12 protein-coding genes and 1 CRISPR repeat array are annotated in these 22241 nt (G+C 35.7%); of the genes, 8 read left to right on the top strand and 4 right to left on the bottom strand.

Annotation, left to right across the window (positions count from 1 at the left end):
- The 8 genes from D0817_RS25690 to D0817_RS16395 all read left to right on the top strand — a co-directional run.
- Positions 1–209 (top strand): hypothetical protein (locus D0817_RS25690; protein ID WP_202866487.1); only part of this gene is annotated, 209 nt, incomplete at its 5' end.
- A 459-nt stretch (positions 210–668) separates the two neighbouring features.
- Positions 669–1061: a plasmid mobilization protein gene (locus D0817_RS16425; protein ID WP_127339463.1), complete on the top strand. Its 393-nt coding sequence runs from the start codon at positions 669–671 to the stop codon at positions 1059–1061.
- A complete protein-coding gene (locus tag D0817_RS16420; protein ID WP_127339462.1) occupies positions 1046–2311 on the top strand; it encodes a relaxase/mobilization nuclease domain-containing protein in 1266 nt (421 codons plus the stop codon). The genes D0817_RS16425 and D0817_RS16420 overlap by 16 nt, the downstream gene beginning before the upstream one ends.
- Positions 2312–2561: 250 nt before the next feature.
- Positions 2562–7208: a type II CRISPR RNA-guided endonuclease Cas9 gene (gene cas9 / locus D0817_RS16415; protein ID WP_127339461.1), complete on the top strand. Its 4647-nt coding sequence runs from the start codon at positions 2562–2564 to the stop codon at positions 7206–7208.
- Complete coding sequence (gene cas1, locus D0817_RS16410) at positions 7205–8101, top strand: type II CRISPR-associated endonuclease Cas1 (RefSeq protein ID WP_127339460.1); 897 nt, start codon at positions 7205–7207, stop codon at positions 8099–8101. The genes cas9 and cas1 overlap by 4 nt, the downstream gene beginning before the upstream one ends.
- Positions 8094–8441 carry a CRISPR-associated endonuclease Cas2 gene (gene cas2 / locus D0817_RS16405; RefSeq protein WP_059118971.1) on the top strand — a complete coding sequence of 116 codons (348 nt, stop codon included), beginning with the start codon at positions 8094–8096 and terminating at the stop codon, positions 8439–8441. Before cas1 ends, cas2 begins: the two co-directional genes overlap by 8 nt.
- 115 nt (positions 8442–8556) lie before the next feature.
- Positions 8557–10424: a CRISPR direct-repeat array (repeat unit 46 nt; unit sequence GTTGGGAATTATAAGTAAAAATACAATTTTGAAAGCAATTCACAAC).
- A 138-nt stretch (positions 10425–10562) separates the two neighbouring features.
- Entirely contained in the window at positions 10563–11846 is a 1284-nt protein-coding gene (locus tag D0817_RS16400) for a DDE-type integrase/transposase/recombinase (protein WP_127339459.1), read from the top strand.
- Between the two features lie 131 nt (positions 11847–11977).
- Complete coding sequence (locus D0817_RS16395) at positions 11978–12430, top strand: hypothetical protein (RefSeq protein ID WP_127339458.1); 453 nt, start codon at positions 11978–11980, stop codon at positions 12428–12430.
- A 65-nt stretch (positions 12431–12495) separates the two neighbouring features.
- On the opposite strand, the gene D0817_RS16390 is transcribed toward D0817_RS16395, so the two are convergent.
- The 4 genes from D0817_RS16390 to D0817_RS16375 are packed head-to-tail and all read right to left on the bottom strand — an operon-like array spanning position 12496 to position 22130.
- Positions 12496–12984, bottom strand: a complete 489-nt coding sequence (locus D0817_RS16390; RefSeq protein WP_127339457.1) for a hypothetical protein — start codon at positions 12982–12984, stop codon at positions 12496–12498.
- Positions 12985–12989: 5 nt separating this feature from the next.
- Positions 12990–17219 (bottom strand): DUF6443 domain-containing protein, encoded by a 4230-nt coding sequence (locus D0817_RS16385; protein ID WP_127339456.1) that lies wholly within the window; start codon positions 17217–17219, stop codon positions 12990–12992.
- 9 nt (positions 17220–17228) lie between these two features.
- A complete protein-coding gene (locus tag D0817_RS16380) occupies positions 17229–20450 on the bottom strand; it encodes an RHS repeat domain-containing protein (RefSeq protein WP_127339455.1) in 3222 nt (1073 codons plus the stop codon).
- A gap of 15 nt (positions 20451–20465) precedes the next feature.
- Positions 20466–22130: a T9SS type A sorting domain-containing protein gene (locus D0817_RS16375; RefSeq protein ID WP_127339454.1), complete on the bottom strand. Its 1665-nt coding sequence runs from the start codon at positions 22128–22130 to the stop codon at positions 20466–20468.
- Positions 22131–22241 lie beyond the last annotated feature (111 nt).

Below are 22241 nucleotides of genomic sequence, written 5' to 3'. Positions count from 1 at the left end.
ATGGACCTCCTTATTATGCATTATATGATTTTATGCAACAGACCAAAAAATGGCCAATGCTTTATCTAAGTGTTATGGAATGGGAAACAGGTAATACTAAAACAGAATTCTTTGAATATGTAAAAAAACACTATCCAAAACATAATGCAGGTAAAATAAAAAATGAAGTAGAAAAGTGGATTAATTATTTGAAAAATAAAACTATTTAAAAGACATTACCCCTTAAATTATACTGCAGATATAATTTTAAAGACAAGGAAATTTCTTCAAAAGAAAAAAAGCAAAGCAAGTTATTGGACACAGCCAGAGAAGTGCGCATAACATTTTTCTTCGTTCCTCCAAAAAATGCCCTTCGGGACTTATAGCACTTCATCTGCCTGACTGTCCAATTTCAGACTGCTTTCTTTTTTTCCTTTTTCTTTTTTTAAGTATTTATTCATTGTAATAACCTACAGCCATCATGAGTAAATTATGACTATCAAACTTTTAAATATTTTATTTAAATTAGAAACCTGCTTTAAAAAAAATCTCAAAGACTGCCACGTTCCTGCAGTCGGCAAGATGAACGGTTGTCGGACAACCGCCTATCTGGCTGATCTATCCTCGGAACTCGGGATCAGAGACTTTATAAGACAAAAAGAGTTTGATAACAATGAAAATGAAAGATGATGGAAAGAGAAAATTCAAACAGATCACGCAGAATTACACTGCGCCTGACACCACAGGAGTATGCGAAAATTGAGCAACGGTACAAAAACAGCACGTGCCGTAAACTGAGCGATTATGTTCGCAAGCATTTATTTAACAAGCCCATTACAACACATTACAGGAATCAGTCAATAGATGATTCTATCGAAGAAATAGTACTACTACGCAGTGAGCTGAGTGCTGTTGGAAACAATGTAAATCAGGTTGTAAAAAAAATGCACACCATAAAACAAATTCCGGAATTTAGAGAATGGATTACACGTTACGAATTAGAAAGAATGATCCTTTCCAACAAGATAAATGACATTCAAAATCATATTTATAAAATCTCGGACAAATGGTTACAATCATAAAAACGAGCCATTCAATTCGCAGTATTTTTAACTATAATGAAAACAAAGTTAAAGAGGGTGTGGCAGAATGTATCGGTGCAGGAAATTACACCGCTGATATAGATAAATTAAATGATTTTACAAAAATCAACCGTTTTACAAAACGGATTGAATTAAACGAAAATACCAAACGAAATAGCGTACATATATCGCTCAATTTTGATCCATCAGAAAATCATTCCAAAGAAAAACTAATGGATATTGTAAATACCTATATGGACAAAATAGGTTTTGGAAGACAGCCTTATTTGGTGTACCAGCATCATGATGCGGGACACCCACACGTTCATGTGGTTTCTGTAAACATTGAAAGAGACGGCAAACGGATTGACATGCATCATTTAGGTATACGGAAATCAGAGCCAGCAAGAAAGGAAATTGAAGAAATTTTTGGACTGGTAAAAGCAGAAGGACGAAAAATAAAAGAACAATTTGAGTTAAAACCCATTTCAATTGGAAAGGCTAATTATGGAAAGGTTGAATCAAAAAAAGCTTTAAAGAATATTTTAAATCACGTTATAAATGACTATAAATATTCGAACCTTCCTGAGTTGAATGCAGTGCTGAAACAATATAATGTTTTGGCTGACCGTGGCAGTGAGAAATCAAGAGTATTCCAAACAAATGGGCTCGTGTATAAAATACTCGATGACAAAGGAAATCCAAAAGGTGTCCCGATAAAGGCAAGTGATTTTTACTTTAAGCCGACTTTAAAATTTTTAGTAGAAAATTTTAAGAAAAATGAGGTAAGGAAACCTTCAGACAAATCACGAGTAAAAAATAAAATCAATACGATGTTGCTTAATGAGAAAGCAATGCCTTTAGGAAAACTTGCTGAATTATTAGAAAGAGAAGGCATTCATACTATTTTTAGAAGAAGCAATGAAGGCCAGCTTTATGGCATCACCTATATTGACCACATAACAAAAAATGTTTTTAATGGAAGCCGTTTAGGAAAAGAATTCAGTGCAAAAGCTATTGAGGAACGTTGCGGAATGAAGGTTTCTGCCAAGGAAAACAACAATCAAATTTATGAAAAACTGCCATCCAGAGAACTACTGCTTGATGATCTGCAATACCAAAAAGACTCGATTACAATTCCAAATTTAGTCAAGCTTCTGGATCTAATTAGTCGCTCTGAATACTCTTCCGATTATGTATCAAAACAATTTATGAAAAAGAAGAAAAGGAGAATTCAGAAAAGGATTTAAAAAGTTAAGGGTGCAAAATTACAACCTTAACTTTATCTCCGTTTTTTGTTAGCATATTCAAATTTCTTTTTAAATAAAAAAGCGACCCTTGTGAGGCCGCTTTGAATGTTTTCACAACGGAATAATCCTTATTGTGAATTGCTTCAAAATTGTATTGCAATAATACAATAAAATCTCTAACTCTTAATTATGGTTTTCCATAAATCAATTAATTATCTTTTACTTAATTTTAGAAATTAATTTTTAAGAAATGAAAAAAATATTAGGATTAGATTTAGGAACGAATAGTATTGGATGGGCATTAATAAATAATGACTTAGATAATAAATCCGGAAACATCGAGGGCTTAGGAAGCAGAATAATCCCTATGAGTCAAGAAGTTTTAGGGAAATTTGACATTGGTGTAACTACCTCTCAAACAAAAGATAGAACAAAATATAGAGGAACAAGAAGATTAGTACAACGCTTTTTATTAAGAAGAGAAAGACTTCATCGAGTTTTGAATATTCTTGATTTCTTGCCTAAGCATTATTCTGAAGCGATTGATTTTGACAAAAAGTTTGGGCAATTCAAACCTGAAAGAGAGGAAAAATTATCTTTTTATAAAAATGAAAGTGGTAAAAACCAATTTTTATTTTTGGATAGTCATCAAGAAATGCTTGCCGAATTTCAATTAACAAATCCTGAATTAAAACAAGTTCCTTATGATTGGACAATTTATTATTTGAGAAAAAAAGCATTAACCGAAAAAATTCCTAAAGAAGAATTGGCTTGGATTATTTTAAATTTCAATCAAAAAAGAGGCTATTATCAATTGCGTGGAGAGGAAGAAGAAGTAAACAAAAATAAATTAGAAGAATTTCATACACTTGCCGTTGTTGATGTAATTGAAAGAGAAAAAGGAAAATCTGGTATTTGGTATAATGTTATTCTAGAAAACGGTTGGATTTACAAGCGAGAAAGCAAAATTGCATTGTTTGACTGGGTCGGAAAACAAAAGAACTTTATTGTAACAACTGAAGTGAATGATGACGGAACTATTAAACTCAATAAAGACAATGAAGAAAAGAGAAGTTTTAGGTCTCCAAAAGAAGACGATTGGGGATTAGTAAAAATTAGAACAGAACAAACAATTAATCAAAGTGAAAAATCGGTTGGCACTTTTATTTATGATAATTTACTCAAAAAACCAAATCAAAAAATAAAAGGAGAATTAGTCAGAACTATTGAAAGGAAGTTTTATAAAGAGGAACTATCAAAAATTCTAAAAGCCCAAATTGAATTTCATAATGAAATCTTTGACAATAGAAATCTCTATCAAAAATGTATTGCTGAATTGTACAGGCATAATGATTCTCATAAAAACAACATCAAAGACAAAGGATTCGACTATTTATTTTTGGAAGATATTATCTTTTATCAGCGTCCCCTTAAAAGTAAAACATCATTAATAAGTGATTGTAGTTTGGAGTTTATTCCAATCAAAGACAAAAAAGGTGTTTTGGTGAAAGACAGTAATGGTAAGCAAATCGTGAAACCTTTGAAGTGTATTGCAAAATCAAATCCTATTTTTCAGGAATTCAGATTATTACAATTTGTGAAAAATCTTAAAATTTACAAGAAAGAAATCATAAATGAAATTGACGTTACGAATGATTATTTAAAAACGGAAGAGGATTTAGTAGAATTATTTAATTGGTTAAATGATAAAACTGAAATTAGTCAAAAACAATTTTTGGCGTACCCAAAATTCAAATTAAAAGAAGACAAATTCAGATGGAATTTTGTAGAATACAAAATCTATCCTTGCAACGAAACAAGAAATCAATTTTTGAATGCAATCGCAAAAATTGATGTAGATAAATCTTTTTTTGACACTAAAAATACCCAAGATTTATGGCATATTTTATATTCTGTTACAGATAAAATCGAAATTACAAAAGCTATTTCCACTTTTGCTAAACGACAGAATTTACCTGATGATTTTATAATCAATTTTTCAAAATTAAAACCTTACAAGAAAGATTATGGCTCGTTTTCTGAAAAAGCAATAAAAAAATTATTGCCCTTAATGCGTTTTGGAAGTAATTGGAATGAAAACAATATAGATATCAAAACACTGGCAAGAATTGACAAAATACAAACAGGAGAATTTGATGAAAATATTAGAGTTCGTGTTCGAGAAAAAGCTATTCATTTGAATATTCTTCCTGACTTCAAAGGATTACCATTATGGTTAGCATCTTATATTATTTACGATAGACACAGTGAAGCTACTGATGTTTCAAAATGGAAAACTCCTGCAGATATTGAGCACTTTTTAAAATATGATTTTAAACAACATTCCCTCCGCAATCCAATTGTAGAGCAAGTTATTACAGAAACGTTGCGAGTAGTAAAAGATATTTGGCAACATTTTGGAGAGGGAAAAGAAAATTTCTTTAATGAAATCCATATTGAATTGGGGCGTGAAATGAAAAACAATTCTTCAGATAGAAAAAGAATTACCGACAATATAAATCAAAACGAAAACACAAACTTACGAATCAAAGCCATTTTAACGGAATTGAAAAATGATGGCATAAATGATGTTCGTCCTTATTCACCAAGTCAGCAAGAGATTTTAAAAATTTACGAAGAAGGAGTTTATAGTAGTGAAATTAGAAAAGAAAAATTAGAAGACATTGATAAAATTAGAAAAATTGCAAAACCAACTACTTCTGAAATTATCAAATATAAACTGTGGTTAGAACAAGGTTATATTTCTCCATATACTGGAAAGTTAATTCCATTAAGTGACCTTTTTACAACCAAATATCAAATTGAACACATTATTCCACAATCAAGATTATTTGATGATTCGTTTTCAAATAAAGTTATCTGCGAATCTGAAGTCAATGATTTGAAAGGAAATAAGACTGCATTAGAATTCATTCTAAAAAATGAAGACAGAATTGTAACCTTAACTGGAGGAAAAACAGTTAAAATTTTCACTAAAGAAGCCTATAACCAACACATCACTAGCTATTACAGCAAAAATAAAAACAAGCAAAAAAGATTATTAAGTGAGGAAATTCCAGAAAAGTTTATCGAAAGACAATTAAATGACACTAAATATATCAGTAAAATTGTAAAGAATCTTTTGAGTAAAATAGTTCGAGATGATGATGAACAGGAAGTAACCTCAAAACATATCGTTTCTTTGAATGGGTCAATCACATCAAGAATGAAACAAGATTGGGGTTTGAATGATGTTTGGAATAACATAATTACACCTCGTTTTGAGCGTTTGAATGCGATTACTAATTCTAGTGATTTTGGTAAATTAGAACTCAAAAAAGATGAATTTGGAAACAGTGGAAAACAAGTTTTTCAAACCACCGTACCGGATGCAATTGCAAAAGCTTTTTCTAAAAAAAGAATTGACCATCGCCATCACGCTTTAGATGCTTTGGTAATTGCTTGTGTAACAAAAGATCACGTCAATTATTTAAACTCCATCAATTCAGAAAGAACAAATTATTCATTAGTTTCTAAGCTACGTAGAATTGAAGAAATTCAAATTAATGGAAAAATACAAAATATCGCAAAAGATTTTCACAAACCTTGGGATAATTTTACAAAAAAAGCAGAAGACCAATTAAATCAAACCATAATCAGTTTCAAGCAAAACACTAGAGTTATCAATAAAACGGTAAACAAATACCAAGTTTGGAAAGAAGAAGATGGTACGATGAAAAAAGTCATTATTAAACAAACTAAAGGAGACAATTGGGCAATTAGAAAACCAATGCACGCAGAAACTGTAAGTGGTAAAGTCTTTTTAAAGCGAATCAAACAAAGTCATATTGCTATTGTAAATGCAACTGAACAAGTAGAACTTATTGTTGATACAACAGTTAAAAAACAACTGAAAGAAAAAATCAAGAGATACTCAAACAATAATGAGGGATTAAAAAAACACCTCAAAGATTTTCCTGTAATGATTGATGGAAAAGTTATTGACAAAGTTCAAGTTTATGAAAATATAGAAGCCACAGCAACAAGAAAAACACTTGATATTACCTTTGATGAAAAAAGAATTGAGAAAATAACTGACACAGGTATTCAAAAGATTCTATTAAATCATCTTCAACAAGAAATCTATCAAAATGCTACTGATGAAAATGGAAAAAAAATACCCGCTAACGAAGTTGCTTTTTCTGAAAATGGTTTGGATGAACTCAATAAAAATATTACAGCATTAAATAATGGTAAAAAACATCAACCAATTAAAAAGGTTAGAGTTTTTGAAGAAAGCGGAAGATTTTCTCTTGGAGACACAGGGAATAAAAAAGACAAATTTGTAGAAACTGCATCAGGAACTAATTTATTCTTTGCTATTTATAAAGACAATAATGGGAAAAGAAATTACAAAACTATTCCACTGAATGAAATAATTGAAAGTCAAAAATTAGGTGCTTTTGAAAAATTAAAACCAAATGAATGTTCTGTTCCAAAAAATTATATAGATGAAAAAACTAAAGAATTATCTCCGCTACTTTTTTATTTAAATCCTAATGATTTGGTATTTGTCCCTACTATTGAAGAAATTGAAAATCCTAGTCAAGTAAACATTAAAAATTTTACAAAAGAGCAAACTGAAAGAATATATAAATTTACTGACAGTAGTGACACAACATGTAATTTCATTCCTGCTAGCACTTCAAGTTTAATATTTAATATCAATAAAAAAGACCAACAAAAAATAGGATTAAATTATCCAATACAAAATGAATATGGATTAGGAAGTCCTCAATCTAAAAATCAAAATACTATTAAGGCTGTTCAAATTAAATCCGTTTGTTGGAAGATAGAAATTAATCGATTAGGTAAAATAATAAAAATTATCAAATGATAAAACGCACCCTTTTCTTCGGCAATCCCGCTTATTTGAGCACTAAAAATGAGCAAATTGTAATTTCTTATCCTGATAAAGAACAAGAGACTAAAACCGTTGCCATTGAAGACATAGGTGTTATCGTTTTAGAAAATCAACAAATTACAATAACCAATGGTTTATTAGAAAAACTCACTCATAACAATGTTGCTTTAATCAATTGTGACCAACAACATTTACCAATTGGTTTGTTAATGCCTTTAAGCGGACATACAGAACAAACTGAACGTTTTAAAAACCAGATTAATGCTTCTGTTCCGCTCAAAAAGAATTTGTGGCAGCAAACTATCAGTTCTAAAATAACCAATCAGGCAGGACTATTAAAAGAAAAAGGAATCCCAATGCGTAAAATGGAATTATGGGCAAAGGAAGTAACCTCTGGTGATTCTTTAAATCATGAATCTAGAGCTGCTGTGTACTATTGGCAAAGTCTTATAAAAATAGAGAATTTCACAAGAGGACAAAAAGGAATCCCTCCAAATAATTTACTCAATTACGGTTATGCGATTTTGAGAGCTATTACAGCAAGAGCATTAGTAAGTTCGGGAATGCTTCCAACATTAGGTATCTTTCATCGTAATAAATATAATGCTTATTGCCTTGCCGATGACATCATGGAGCCTTATCGGCCGTATGTTGATTTAATTGTATGTCATATTATGGAAACGGAAGATTCGTATAACGAATTAACAATCGAAATAAAAAAACAATTATTGAATATTGCAACAATAGATGTGAACATTGATGGTAAAAATAGCCCTTTAATGGTGGCTATGAGTAGAACAACCAATTCTTTACATGAATGTTTTGAAGGAAGTTCCAGAAGAATTTTATACCCAATTTATGTATGATGAGCATTACACACGTTTAAATCAATATAGAAGTTTGTGGATATTAGTGTTTTTTGATCTGCCCACCGAAACGCGCAAAGAGCGTAAAATTGCTAGTAATTTTCGTAAGAGATTATTAGATGATGGTTTTTCTATGTTCCAATTTTCGATATATATGCGCTTCTGCGCTAGTCGAGAAAATGCCGAGGTACATTCCAAAAGAATAAAAAACAGCTTACCTGAGCATGGAAAAATTGGTGTGATGCAAATCACAGATAAACAATTTGGAATGATGGAACTGTTTTATGGAAAAAAACCTGTGGAAACAGAAAAACCATCTCAACAGCTAGAACTTTTCTAAAATTAGGATTGAAAAAGAACCTAACTAACTGAACTTCAACAGTCAAATGAATCGATTTTTTAATTTCAAAACAAACATATAACTACCAACATATCAAACGATTAACTCGCGGTATGTTGGGAATTATAAGTAAAAATACAATTTTGAAAGCAATTCACAACGTAAACTAAATTTTGTAGATTTTCGAGCTGGTTGGGAATTATAAGTAAAAATACAATTTTGAAAGCAATTCACAACTTGAAAACACCAACTGCTCTATTTGCTGCAGTTGGGAATTATAAGTAAAAATACAATTTTGAAAGCAATTCACAACTCGATTGCGCTATTTTGGCTGTTGATGTTTGTTGGGAATTATAAGTAAAAATACAATTTTGAAAGCAATTCACAACAGTACTATCTTAATAAGCGTATCCCGAAAGGTTGGGAATTATAAGTAAAAATACAATTTTGAAAGCAATTCACAACTCAACTAACAAATCCCTCAACAGGAACAGCGTTGGGAATTATAAGTAAAAATACAATTTTGAAAGCAATTCACAACTTAAATCTCCTTCAAATAATGATCCGGGAAGTTGGGAATTATAAGTAAAAATACAATTTTGAAAGCAATTCACAACTTTAAGGTGCTCGTACTTCTCAGGCTTGCCGTTGGGAATTATAAGTAAAAATACAATTTTGAAAGCAATTCACAACATGATCGCATAGACGTCGGCATTCATGTTGGTTGGGAATTATAAGTAAAAATACAATTTTGAAAGCAATTCACAACTATCTAACGGTGATAGTTCTCGCAGTTAATGTTGGGAATTATAAGTAAAAATACAATTTTGAAAGCAATTCACAACAGGCCGCTTGTTCGGGCGTCCAAGGCACGGGTTGGGAATTATAAGTAAAAATACAATTTTGAAAGCAATTCACAACCGCGAACGACTTATCTGTCGAATTAGCGAAGTTGGGAATTATAAGTAAAAATACAATTTTGAAAGCAATTCACAACCCAAACTGGATTTTCAATCGCGGTAGTGTCGTTGGGAATTATAAGTAAAAATACAATTTTGAAAGCAATTCACAACGGAAAGCTCTTGCAGTTTGCAGGTGGCGCCGTTGGGAATTATAAGTAAAAATACAATTTTGAAAGCAATTCACAACAGCCTTGGGAGCAAGGCATCAGAGTACGAAGTTGGGAATTATAAGTAAAAATACAATTTTGAAAGCAATTCACAACTAGTATCGGGTAAAACTATAAAAAGTTTTGGTTGGGAATTATAAGTAAAAATACAATTTTGAAAGCAATTCACAACGAATTGCCTTTTAAGCGATTAGCCTTTTGGTTGGGAATTATAAGTAAAAATACAATTTTGAAAGCAATTCACAACTTTACTTATATATTGTGTTTACTGTGTTTAGTTGGGAATTATAAGTAAAAATACAATTTTGAAAGCAATTCACAACGCCCTATGGCGCCGAATAAGTAAAAGAAAAGTTGGGAATTATAAGTAAAAATACAATTTTGAAAGCAATTCACAACTAAAGAAAGCGACCCTCCTAATCTTTTATTGTTGGGAATTATAAGTAAAAATACAATTTTGAAAGCAATTCACAACACGGTTCTTACGCTTTTAGCCACAGAGCTCGTTGGGAATTATAAGTAAAAATACAATTTTGAAAGCAATTCACAACCTGTTTCGGAATCGTCTGTAGCTATAATTGTTGGGAATTATAAGTAAAAATACAATTTTGAAAGCAATTCACAACCGCAACCAAAATACATAAACGCAATCGAATGTTGGGAATTATAAGTAAAAATACAATTTTGAAAGCAATTCACAACTAATTTTATGAAGCTTAATTTGCAGGACTAGTTGGGAATTATAAGTAAAAATACAATTTTGAAAGCAATTCACAACCCATAGAACATTTTATCATTATTCAGAATTGTTGGGAATTATAAGTAAAAATACAATTTTGAAAGCAATTCACAATGGGAATTCATGGGCAGTAAAGCTTAAAGATTTAGAGACTGAAAATTTCAAAAAATATTTAATTCAAATTAATTTAAATTGATCAGAAGAGTTCTATTTTTACCTACTTATATTAAAAAATTAGCCGCAAAATATTTTTATGATCTCTTCAATAAATCGTAATTCATGGGATACTAATGTTAAACATTATATTAGAAATGGATTGTATGATAATCTGCCAGAAGAGTTAAAATCAAGAATCTCAAAAACAAACAAGCATCGCTGGCAAAATGAATCTGAAAACAAATATTTAGGGTGTGAAATTAATGCATTTATCAAAGAAGAATTAGAACTAATAAAAAGTATTGGAAGTTCAAATAATAGCAAAAAAGTCATCAAGGCTTATTTTAAATTATCACAAACTTATCATGAAATTTTTAACAGCTTTAAATCAATAAAAAATCATCTAAGCAAGTACAAAGAAAAAATTGTAAACGTGATCGAAATTGTTAAAGAAACGATTCCGATTGAGGATGCTTTAAAAGTTTTCAATATCTCGAGAGGAACTTATCAGAACTATAAAACATTGGTAATTAATAAATGCGATGCTTCTTATTTCTTATGGTGTACAAAGCAGTATCCACACCAATTGTTAAAGAAAGAAATTTTTCAAATAAAAAAATATTTAGAAGATGAAAAATACAGATATTGGTCTAAATCTTCTGTTTATTTTCTAGGAATTAGAAACAGAGATATTTCTATTTGTTTAACCACTTTTTATAAATATTCAACATTATTAGGTTATCAGAAATCAAGATATATACAGCCTAAAACAAAATATTCTACTCTTAAAAGTTACAAGCCAAATGAGGTTTGGTGTGCCGATGTTACAATTTTGAAAACTTTGGATGGGAAGAAACATTATATTCATTTTCTAATGGATCATTTTTCTAAAATGATTTTAGGTTATCGTGTTGAAGACCATTCAAGTCCTGCTGCAATTAAGCATTTACTGCAAAAAGCTTACTTAAAAAACAAGAATAATGATTTAATACAATTTATTACTGATGGTGGGATCGAAAATGTAAATTCAACTGTTAAAGATTTTATAGCTTCTACAAACGATGACATAAAACATTTGATCGCTCAAAAAGATATTCCATTTTCCAACTCTAAAATAGAAGCATTCAATAAAATAATCAAGCATCAATTTTTACTGCCTCGAAATCTGGAAAACAGAAAACAGCTTACAGAATTTTTATCTGAAGACGTTTATGCTTACAACAATGTTAGACCTCAATTTTCTTTACAAGGCAATACTCCTGAAGAATCTTTCAGTGGTAAACCTATAGCCATAATTCAATATAAAACTCATTTTACTGAGCAAAAAATCAATAGAATAACGGTAAACCAACAAAACCAATGTAAGAGTTGCAGCAAGTAAATATAAAAAATCCTCTCGAATAAAATTATTTTTTTAAAAGGCTGTTTATAAAAAAACTTCCAAGTTGATTTGTAATTCCCTAATATTCAAAACGGTTCCTAATAAGGAACCGTTTTTTGTAAAAGTATTGTGTGAAAAGCAGCGAACAAAACTACTTGATGTCTGATGTAAATTGGACAAAAAACGATAATACAACAACTAGTGCTAATGAGTTTGAAATAACTGCATCTCCAAAAGTAAAAGGAAAGGCTTCGGATATCTTAGAAATATTTAGTTTGACAATCAGGACAACTGATAAGGTCTTAGTTGCAAATAAAACATACAACTTATACACAAAGAACACCTATTACTTTTTACCTCTAAATGACTCCTCACTTTGTTATAAAGAAGTTAGTCTTTGGGATAATGACGAAACATCTGGAACAATAAAAATAACTAGTTTTGATGGGAAAACCTTAAAAGGGGAATTCAATATTAGTAACTTAACCAATGATAATGGTTTTCCATTAGGTTACTGTGACGGTACTAAAATAGTAGCAAAAAAATTCAATATCACCACAGGTACATTTACGGCTATTCCGTAATAATATCATTACATGATAAACCAAAAGCCACTTCGTATATGAAGTGGCTTTTCTTTTATTATTTCTTAATCCCATTTTTGCCACACTGTGTCTATTTTAACGAGTTTCAATTCGTTGTTTATAACTTTGTATTTATAAACTGGCGGAAAATTTTCTGGAGGTGTTGCTCCTTTTAACCAATAATACCTTTTATTTTTTTCAATATCATTTATTTTATTTTTAATAAATCTACTGCCCAAATTATTATCATCATAAATAAAAGTTGGCTGTAAATTTTCATCTTGGTAAATACCATATCCTTTATCCAATTTTGAAATTCCACCAGATGACCGTTGTAAGACGACTATGGTATCTCTCATTTCTTTCCAAAAATATACTTTATAAAGATAAATTGCTTGACCTGCTTCATTCTTATTAGTCAATTGAGGAATAGGGTATTCTTTTTGATAATTAAGAATTGCCATATTTAGATTTTTATCTAAATCATTATTGTAATTCTTACAACAAGTTAATAGTAATAAAAATATAACTGTAATAATATAATTTTTCATCATGTAAGTTATTTTAAATCTTTTGATTCATTAATTTTTTTAATATATTTAATTCCGTACATCGTAACATTATATAATTTTTTTGATTCAGGAAAATAAACATAATTACGATAAGCTCTTTCATGTCTTACTGCATTACGAGCATCAGATGGGTCGTACATTTGCCCAGGTCCTGCAATTCCCATAGAACTCATTTCGTCTGCTGATTTAACATCAGGATGATTATGTGCATGCCATTTAATCTTCGAATAATTAATTCCTTTGCCTAAACCATCAGGGGATGGAGACCTTTTTTCAGATTGATATGTAGCTAACTCAATCCAATTTCGCCCTCTGTCTTCGTAAAATGTTAATGAAAACTCTGCTCCATTAGTATTATCTGAAACATATTTAAAAATATTTAAATAGTCTTCTTCGTGTTGTTTACTTTGTTCACCTATTGAAGAAAAATAGGTTGTTCCAGTCTTTTCCGAACCAGACCGATAATTAGTCAATTGACTCAATAAGCCTTCTGATTTTACTGTTAGACCATCTTTTTCATCAGTTTTCTTATCTTTATTAGTGTCTTTTAGATTGCCATTTCCATCAATTGCATATAAAATATCATCTCCCTTTTGTTTTAATGCTAAAACGGTTTTACCATCATTAGTTACAATATATTTATCCATACCATCTGGGTCGATAGAATTAATAGGACTATTTGCAACATAATTATACGGAGTAATATCAAAATATTTCTCTGCCATAGGGTCAATATTCATCCAGCGACCAATTGCAGGGTCATAATTACGTGCTCCGTAGTCGTACATGTTAAGCCCCAGCTCGTCTTGAAGCTCTTTATTATTGTATTTATATTTATTGCCAGTCGCTACATATTCATTATACCCCTTATGTTTTAAACCAAAAGGATAATAATTATTTTCATCAATAACCTCAAGAACGTTTTGTGCATTTTTGGAATAAGAAACACGTACATTCCCTAAATGGTCTTTGTACTGAAACACATACGAATACGCACCAGCAGTATTTTTTACATACCCCTCAGCCGTTGGGAAAAACTCCAGTATATTGTCTTTGTACTGAAAACCTCCCAAATAATCCGTAGTTACGATTGGTTTTGCGGTTTCGGTGACAATTTTCTGTACTTTTTGTCCTGCTGCGTTGTAAATATACTCAATACTTCCAGTGGTTCCAAACGTTATTTTTTTAGGAAGATTAAGGTGGTTGTAGGTAATGGCCGTGATGTTTTTATTTTTATCCGTAATCAGGTTGCCGTTGGCATCGTAAGTATAATCATCGCCTGTTTTGTTGAAATCATTAAAACCACTGGTATTGTTACTGTTATCCACGACCTTACCCAATTGGTTCGTGTTGATGGCATACGTATACACCAGATCGTCAATGCCTATGGGCTGAATTTGGGGATCAATGTCTCCCTTTCGCTTCAGGGACATGATGTTTCCGTTTCTGTCGTAGGTTAAACTCTCATCGTAGGCATTGGTCGTCAGACCATTTTTCTCGTAAATGGCATTTTTCAGTCGGTTCAGTTTATCGTATTGGTACCCGTAAGCGCGTTCGATATTATCAGAACCGGTTCTCCAGAAAGTTTCGGCGATATTGCCATTATATAAGGCATTTACATCTGTAATACCTGTTGCTGTGGTGGTGTAATTGATCTTAAAAGCAAACAAATCCAGCGGATCCGTGCTCTGCTGCAGGTTAGCGGTTTTATTGATCTCAGTAAGCCAGCCTCTTATGTTGTAATTAAAATCGATTTTCTGTAAGGGACTCCCTGTACTGTTTCCGACATTTTTACTCATGAGCTGTCCCAGGGCATCGTATTTATTTTCTGCCATGAGCTGGGGTGTACCTACGCCGATTTTATGGGTATGGGTCAGCAAACGATCCTGAGGCGAGTACGTAAATTTTTCCTCAATAGCCATTTTGGCACCACCTGCTAACCGCTGGTGTTCGGTTTGTGTGGTTAACGTTTTTCCTGTAAAATCAATTTCATTATCCGTATGGCTTATGCCTGTTAAGTGGTTTTTTATATAGGTACTTATACCTCTTCCCCTGGTATCATAAAAGGTAGTGGTTGTTTCTCCTGCAAGGGATGAAGGGGTACTTAAAACTCTTGTCCAGGTCCCTGTCGGCAGCCCTTTTACGTTGGTTAAAACTGTCTGGCCTATAATAAGACCAGGAACAGCCTGAGCACCCGGAAAGGTGTAATCATCGTAATAGGTAACCTTCAGGAGTTTAAAACTGGTAGGCGCGATACTGTTATTATAAGCAGTGGCAATACCATCAATAGTTAACGGCAGCTTCTTCTCAAACAAGACCGTAGCCGAATTTTGGGCATCCTGCAATGTTTTTCTGGCGGCAGACGTGCTGCTGACATTGTTCCAGCCGGTATAGATGGGGCGGCCAAAAACATCGTATTTGGTAATGAGCCAGCCTACTGCCGTATCATCCTTAAAAGGCGAATTGGCAGGTCCTGTCGCTACGGGCCTGTCGAGTTTGTCATACACGATAAATTCCCATTGTTTGCCGGGCAGTTTTTTCTCGACCAATCGGTTGCGGTAATCGTATTTGTACTGATAGCACAAGCCATTTAAAACATCGGCTGAAATCGCTGCGTCTGCTTTGGGCGGGATCACATAGGTCAGGTTGCCGTAAGGGTCGTATACGTAATAGGTATCGTGTTTTAATCCTGCTTCATAGGTTCTTTTTAAAACGACCTGTCCTTCCTTGTTTTTAAATTCTACCGTAGCTCCGGCGGTCTCTGTTGGTGTGGCGGTGGTGTTTTCGTCATAGGTCACTGTTTTGATGAGTTCATTGGCGCCATAATTTCCGGCATCCGTAAAAGCGATTTCATATAAGCCCAGAGTTGGAGTCCAGGTTGCCGTCGCCTTGTATAATTTGACTTCGGTGTCGGTATTGGTCTGGTAATCGAGTTTGATTTCATGGCCCTGATCCATCGCCCAAACGGCTCCCGGAGCCGCTTGTTTCAGGACGCGGTTTAAAGGGGAAGACTCGAGTTTCTTTTGCGAAAACGGATTGGCGGTATTGTCATATTTGCTGGTACTGTAGAAACCTATCGCAGCGGTCTCTGCACCGGGTGCAAATGCCATATTGGCCGAAGCGGCTTCATACGGCAGGTATTCCTGAACCTGTCTGCCAAAAGTATCATAGGTAATGTGCGTTACAATATCTTTTCCGTTGGCAGATTGTTTGTTGGCAATTTGCTGTACGGGTCTTCCCAAGCCGTCAAAATAGGTGATACTGGTCTGTACCTGATCGACAGACGGAAATTCCAAAACGGCGGTGGTGGCTTTTTTGTAGTTTTTGGTGATGACATAATTATAATCGGATGGGGTCAGTATGTTGGAACAATCGGCAGTGGTACCTTTAAGCAAAGGGCAATTATCGGTATTGTTTCTCACATAGCTGCCTGCCGGGGTGGTACATTGGGACACAGAAACAGCAGGATCGCCCAAACCATCCAGATCGGTATCGGCGTACCATTTTGTATTGGGATTCAGGGTGACATCGTTATCATTACAGTCAGTATTGCTGGTCACATAGCCTGCCGGTTTTACGCTGTAAAAGACCGTAACGGCCGGATTTCCGAACGTATCGTTATCGGCATCCCTGTAAAAGGTGGCCGGCGCGATATTGGTAATATTGCCCGTGGTATCGTTGTAATCGCTGTTGTTGGTGACATAACCGGTTGGTTTTACACTGTAATACACCTTTACATTGGGGTTTCCAAAGGTATCATTATCGGCATCCTGATAGAAATACTGTGGCGCTATGTTGGTAATATTGGCGGTGGTATCGTTGTAATCGGAGTTGTTGGTGACATAGCCCGGAGGTTTTACGCTATAGGACCCGGTAACACTGGGATTCCCGAAGGTATCATTATCGGCATCCTGGTAAAAGGTCTGGGGCGTAATATTGGTAATGTAGGCATTATTGTCGTCCAGATCGCTCTGGTTGCTGACATAACCATTAGGTTTGGTCGGGCTTAAAATGCTTATGGTCGGATTTCCGAATCCGTCCCTGTCATAATCCTCGTACCAGCGGTACGAAGGTTCGCCACCGCCGCCGCCTCCGGGAGGGGCCGCCATAGGGGCTGCCACAGCAGTCGCTTCGGGTGTTGTTAAAACGTCTTTGGTCTGTGCGTATCCCAATGAGACCATCAGGATCAGTACCATGCTATATAAGTATGTTTTCATGCCGTCTTCTTAATTTTTATAATGATATTGATTCTCTGACAGTACATTGCCCAGATTGTCCTTTACGGTTTTCAGTCGGTTGTAGGTGTCGTAATCGTACGTGGTCACAAATCCTTTCGGGTCTGTGATGGTCGTGATGCCCACTAACGGCTTATAGCTATAGGTCGTAATCAGGGCATTGGGCAGATTGGCCCTGAACGTCGGATCACTGACCGAATAGGCTGCCAGCGCCTGGTCGTAGGTGGCATTCTCGACCTTGGCAATGGGTTTGGTTTTATTGTACCCCCAGATAATCGCCACGGGCATACCGCTTTCCAGCGTATACTGAAGGATATTGCCCATATCATCGTACTTATCGTAAGTGATTTTTTTCTCCAGGGCATTGCCCGGCAGTGCATTGGGGAATTTGGCGGCATAGATGAATTTCGGCAACAGCAGGTTGGAGGTGGTCGCATCTTTGGCGTATTCCGTTTTCTGCTCAGACTGTTTTACACCGGCCCTGAAGACCTCTGTTTTCAGCGGCGTGTCGATTCGGTTGGTGCTTATCATTTCCGATACCTGAGGTTCACTTGCCATAACGGCATCCTGCGGGTAGTAATATTTGGTTTCCAACGTTTCTTTCAGGGATGACTTTGTACTTTGTGAGGTCAGCTGAATATGGGTCGGATTGTTGTACTGATACGTTGTGGTCGTCTCTACCGGATTTAACCCTTTAAGATCATAACTTCTGGTGATGGAAGATTCCACATAAAACCAGTATCCTTTTGTTTTGTATTCGACTATGCTTAAATTCTCGACATATTGTGCCAGCGCGCAAGGCTCTTCAAAATTTTTCCTCACGTTATAGGATTTAATCTCTTTGCTGTAAGCGGGATCTAGGGTATACTTGTTTTCATTTTCCTGTACCACTACAAAGGGCAATCCGGTTTGTTTTTTCTGCAATACCTGCGATTTGATCTCCAGGCCATTGTCCCATCCGAAATTGGTCAGCGGAGTACTCTTAATGAGGTCACCCAAAATTGGACTTCCGATAGCATCGCGGTGTACTATAAACTCTTTGCTTTCGCCACCGTTCTCAAAGTTATCCCCGCCTTCGCTTACCGTTACATATTTATAAAAACAGTTGCTGCTGCCCGTATCAAACAAAGAGATGATACTGCTGGAACTGATCGTTAGAAAAGTATTGTCAACAAACTGGCATATTCCTAGTCCACCACCTCCCGAACACATTCTTCTTTGCTTGAAAATATCCGTATAAAAGGCGTTATTCCCTTTATCTCCCGAAGAATGGTTGATATCGTCTTTAGGACCGTAATAATAGCGCTTGTAGCTGGCCCTGGCCGAAGCATCTGCAAAATCTTTGGTAGTCTTAATGCGTACCCCGCCGGTTTCCAGATTCGTATAGGTGACTACCGGGGCAGTAGGATAATAGGCTACCGCTAAGGTTGCATTTGTACGAAGCCCTCCTTTTGAAAAGTACAGTTTGTAGGTTTTGCCCGCTTTGGCGTCTAAATAAAAAGTATTGGTTTGTCTTCGTATAAAGGTAAAAATGGAATCATAAATGGGGCCAAAACGGCTATTAATATAAAACTTCGGACATAAGGGGTCCGGTGTATCCACACAGGCTACCTTTACAGAGGCAATATCATGACCGGTATCATAAGGATCACTCTCTCCTTCCGCGAGTGGCGGTCCATTTCGTACATAAGTAACATAACCGGTAAATACAATTTTTTGATCGATCGCGGAAGTCAGGGTATAGATCTCCGGCAAATCACTTGTGTCCTCGGGTATTCTTCTGTATTGATCTACTTTTTTAGCCGGATAGGTGGTTTTGGGGCCCCAATAGGTATTGCTTTCATACTCGAGTTCCGTATACCCTTTGGTCGGATAAACCACTTTGCTTAACAGTCCTGTTTTGGCAAAATTGACATCGGGCTCTTTATCGGCTCCGTTGTAATCCAGATCGTTAAGATCGTATTCGGTTATGTTTTTAGGGACTAAATTGGTATTAGTCTTGCCATTGTAATAGCCCCAGTGATCCTGGCTCCTGGAGAGTCTTGCGGGAAAACCTGTCGCATTGATATACTCAAAAGCATATTTTTTGGTCGGGTCCAAAAAGGTAATATTTTGCAGAAAAACGCGTGTATTGGCTGTTTTTAGATAACTGAAACTTATTTTTTCAATCAAAATATTCTCAGCGTTGTATTGACTGATGGATTCGATTTTACTGTTGCCCTCTACTTCTTCGTTGACCCCGGCAGCACTATAGGAAATGGTCACATAACCGTCAGTGGCGTTGTTGCTGTAGATTTTGGTGATTCTTTTCCCGATAACGGTCATGTTGTACGCGACAATACCGCTTAGCACCGGAGCGCTTGAATAGATACCGCCGTTACAGTCTTCCTGTATTTGCGGATAGGCCATGGTGAAGGTCTGGGAATTCGAAGCCGTATAATCCATACCTGTTTCCTCATAGGCAAAAGAAACTTCTGATTTATTGGGATGTACAATCTTAGTTAAATACCAGGCCGTTACACTGCCGCTTATCACAGAATGTCCGGCACCCATATTGCGGAAAGCCGTGGTTTCTTTTTCTGTAAAATAATATTTGACCCCGTTGGTGGTGGTTACTAAAAAATCCGCATTACCGGTTCCGGTTTTTTCTATTTTTATTTTCTGGTTGTTAATGAAAACCGGGACCCCGTTTTTATCATAGACAAATTTGCCGGAGATGCCATTGAAATTAAAAGAATAAATATCACTTTCGGTATCGGCATTCCCTTGTCCGGCAGCCTTATAAAATTGCTGGCGCTGCTCGTTGGTCGCATTGGGCAGGTCATCGGGCGGGTAAATTGCTGTTATCGGCTCGTCCTGCTGATCCCTTACGGTACGGGTAATGACACCTCCCAAATTCAGGTTCCAGCCCAGTCCCACATTCGAAGCCACTTCATCTACCTTTATGCCGTTGGAACCGTAAAAAAGCGATAAGGGGGATTCCAGGTCCTTGGTCTTAAAACTTAGCAACGGAACAGAAATGTTGGCCGTTCCGGTAAACAACCCGACGGGAACGTTCCCAAATTTCCCGAGCTCCCCTGCCACGGGCGAAGGCGGTGTGATATTGGGCAGGAATTTCCCCGTATCGGTCTGTGCGGTCAGAGCTGCTGATGCAAATAAAAGAAACAGTAAAAAAAATGTTTTTACGGAATGCTTTAAAAATAGCGTGTTCATTATAGAATATATTTTTTAATTAACTGATTTTATGACTTTAACCGATTCCGTTTTTACATCGGTTTTGATATCGATGATGTAGATGCCTTCAGCGTATTTGCTCAGATCTACAGGTACCGTTCTACTGCTAATGCTGAAGTGCTGCAGGATACGCCCGCTGATATCGACCAACGTGGCGGTTCCTTCCTTAAAATCATAGCCGATAATAACATTGGTGTACGTTGCGGCAGGATTGGGCATGGCTTCCATACTGGCTTTTACTTTTTCGGCCTTGGTTTTGTCCTTTAGTTTGACCACCCAGAAGTCACTGGCCCCTATATTGGAATTTTTATCTTTTGAGGAATTCGAGTCTGAGGTTCCGGCCATTAGATAGCCTCCATCACGGGTCTCTATTAACTTTCTCAGGATGTCCTCGCCGCCGCTTCCTATGGTTTTACTCCAGAGTTCTTCGCCTTTGTCATCTATCTTCAGGGCGATATAATCATTAATTCCGTCTTTCTCTTTGCTGATCCCGGCTTTGCCTGCCAGATCGCTCAGCAAAGAGCGTTTGCTTTCGGTTTTGGCATGTCCTCCTATTAAATAGGTTTTATCGGTATTGACTACCAGGGAGGTCAGGATATCGATTTTGCCAAAGTCATAGGTCTTGCTCCAGACTACGCCGCCTTCTTTATCTAATTTTAGCACCCAGCAATCAGTACCATTGCTTACAATTCCTCCCAGGGAGGTTAACGGGTTTCTGCTGTTTGAATTTCCGCCCAGAATATAGCCCTCATCACTGGTCTGATGAATGACATAAGGCTGATCGTCACCCTCTGCCCCGTAGGTATCCTGCCACTGAATTTCTCCTGTATCCGTTATTTTAAGGATCCAGTAATCTCCCATTCCTTTGTTGGCTGCTGTTTTTTCTCCCGATACGGATGAATTGGAATAACCGGCCAGAATGTAACCGTTATCGGAAGTCTGTTCCATGCTTTTTAAAAGATCGGCGTATTGTCCGCCATAGGTTTTTTGCCATTCGATCACCCCGTCTTTGTTTAGTTTTACGACCCAGTAATCCATATTGCCCCTGCTTTTTTCTGATTTGCTGTACAGGTCTGCTTTTGTGGTGGTGGTGGTTCCTTTTGCGGCAGGTACTGGTGTATTGGGTAGTACAGACGCACTGGAGCTGGAAGAACCTCCTAAGATATAACCGCCGTCTCTGGTCTGAAAGGCGCATAATAACTCATCCGCACCACTGCCGCCTATTGTTCTTTGCCATTGCTCTACTCCTGCAGCTGTTAATTTGATAACCCAAAAATCGGTAAGGCCTTTGCAGTCTTCGTTTTTCTGAAAAGCATTTCCCGAGCTTGAGGTGCCTGCCAGAACAAATCCCCCATCGATGGTGGATTGTACACTCTGCAGTAAATCGAAACCGGTTCCTCCAAAGCTTTTTTGCCAGTCCAGATTTCCCGTTTCATCCATTTTCCAGATCCAGTAATCCAGGTCTCCCAGATTATTGTCTGTTTTATTTCCGGTTTTATCAGACAGGGAACTTCCTGCCAGAATAAAACCATAATCAGCCGTGGGCTGGGCATCAAAAAGATAATCGGCATGTTTTCCGCCATAGGACTTTTCCCAAAGGACATCCTGGGAATGGGCGAAATAAGATGTAAAAAAAATTAGAAAGTATAGTTTTTTCATAAATTTATGTGGGCTATTAAACTGTGGCAAATGTAAATCATAGAGCGGTGAAAAAAAATAAAGTTTCAGTTATTCACTTTAATATAATAAAGACTGCAACAGGCAATAAAA

It is taken from the genome of Flavobacterium cupreum (assembly GCF_003996965.1).
Taxonomy (GTDB): Bacteria; Bacteroidota; Bacteroidia; order Flavobacteriales; family Flavobacteriaceae; genus Flavobacterium; species Flavobacterium cupreum.
Note: the sequence above shows the minus strand (reverse complement) of the source record. Positions and strands in the feature narration are given on the sequence as shown.

Coding starts and splice junctions, on each gene's coding strand:
- D0817_RS16425 (WP_127339463.1), top strand. CDS start 669: ATGGAAAGAGAAAATTCAAACAGATCACGCAGAATTACACTGCGCCTG.
- D0817_RS16420 (WP_127339462.1), top strand. CDS start 1,046: ATGGTTACAATCATAAAAACGAGCCATTCAATTCGCAGTATTTTTAAC.
- cas9 (WP_127339461.1), top strand. CDS start 2,562: ATGAAAAAAATATTAGGATTAGATTTAGGAACGAATAGTATTGGATGG.
- cas1 (WP_127339460.1), top strand. CDS start 7,205: ATGATAAAACGCACCCTTTTCTTCGGCAATCCCGCTTATTTGAGCACT.
- cas2 (WP_059118971.1), top strand. CDS start 8,094: ATGTATGATGAGCATTACACACGTTTAAATCAATATAGAAGTTTGTGG.
- D0817_RS16400 (WP_127339459.1), top strand. CDS start 10,563: ATGATCTCTTCAATAAATCGTAATTCATGGGATACTAATGTTAAACAT.
- D0817_RS16390 (WP_127339457.1), bottom strand. CDS start 12,984: ATGATGAAAAATTATATTATTACAGTTATATTTTTATTACTATTAACT.
- D0817_RS16385 (WP_127339456.1), bottom strand. CDS start 17,219: ATGAAAACATACTTATATAGCATGGTACTGATCCTGATGGTCTCATTG.
- D0817_RS16380 (WP_127339455.1), bottom strand. CDS start 20,450: ATGAACACGCTATTTTTAAAGCATTCCGTAAAAACATTTTTTTTACTG.
- D0817_RS16375 (WP_127339454.1), bottom strand. CDS start 22,130: ATGAAAAAACTATACTTTCTAATTTTTTTTACATCTTATTTCGCCCAT.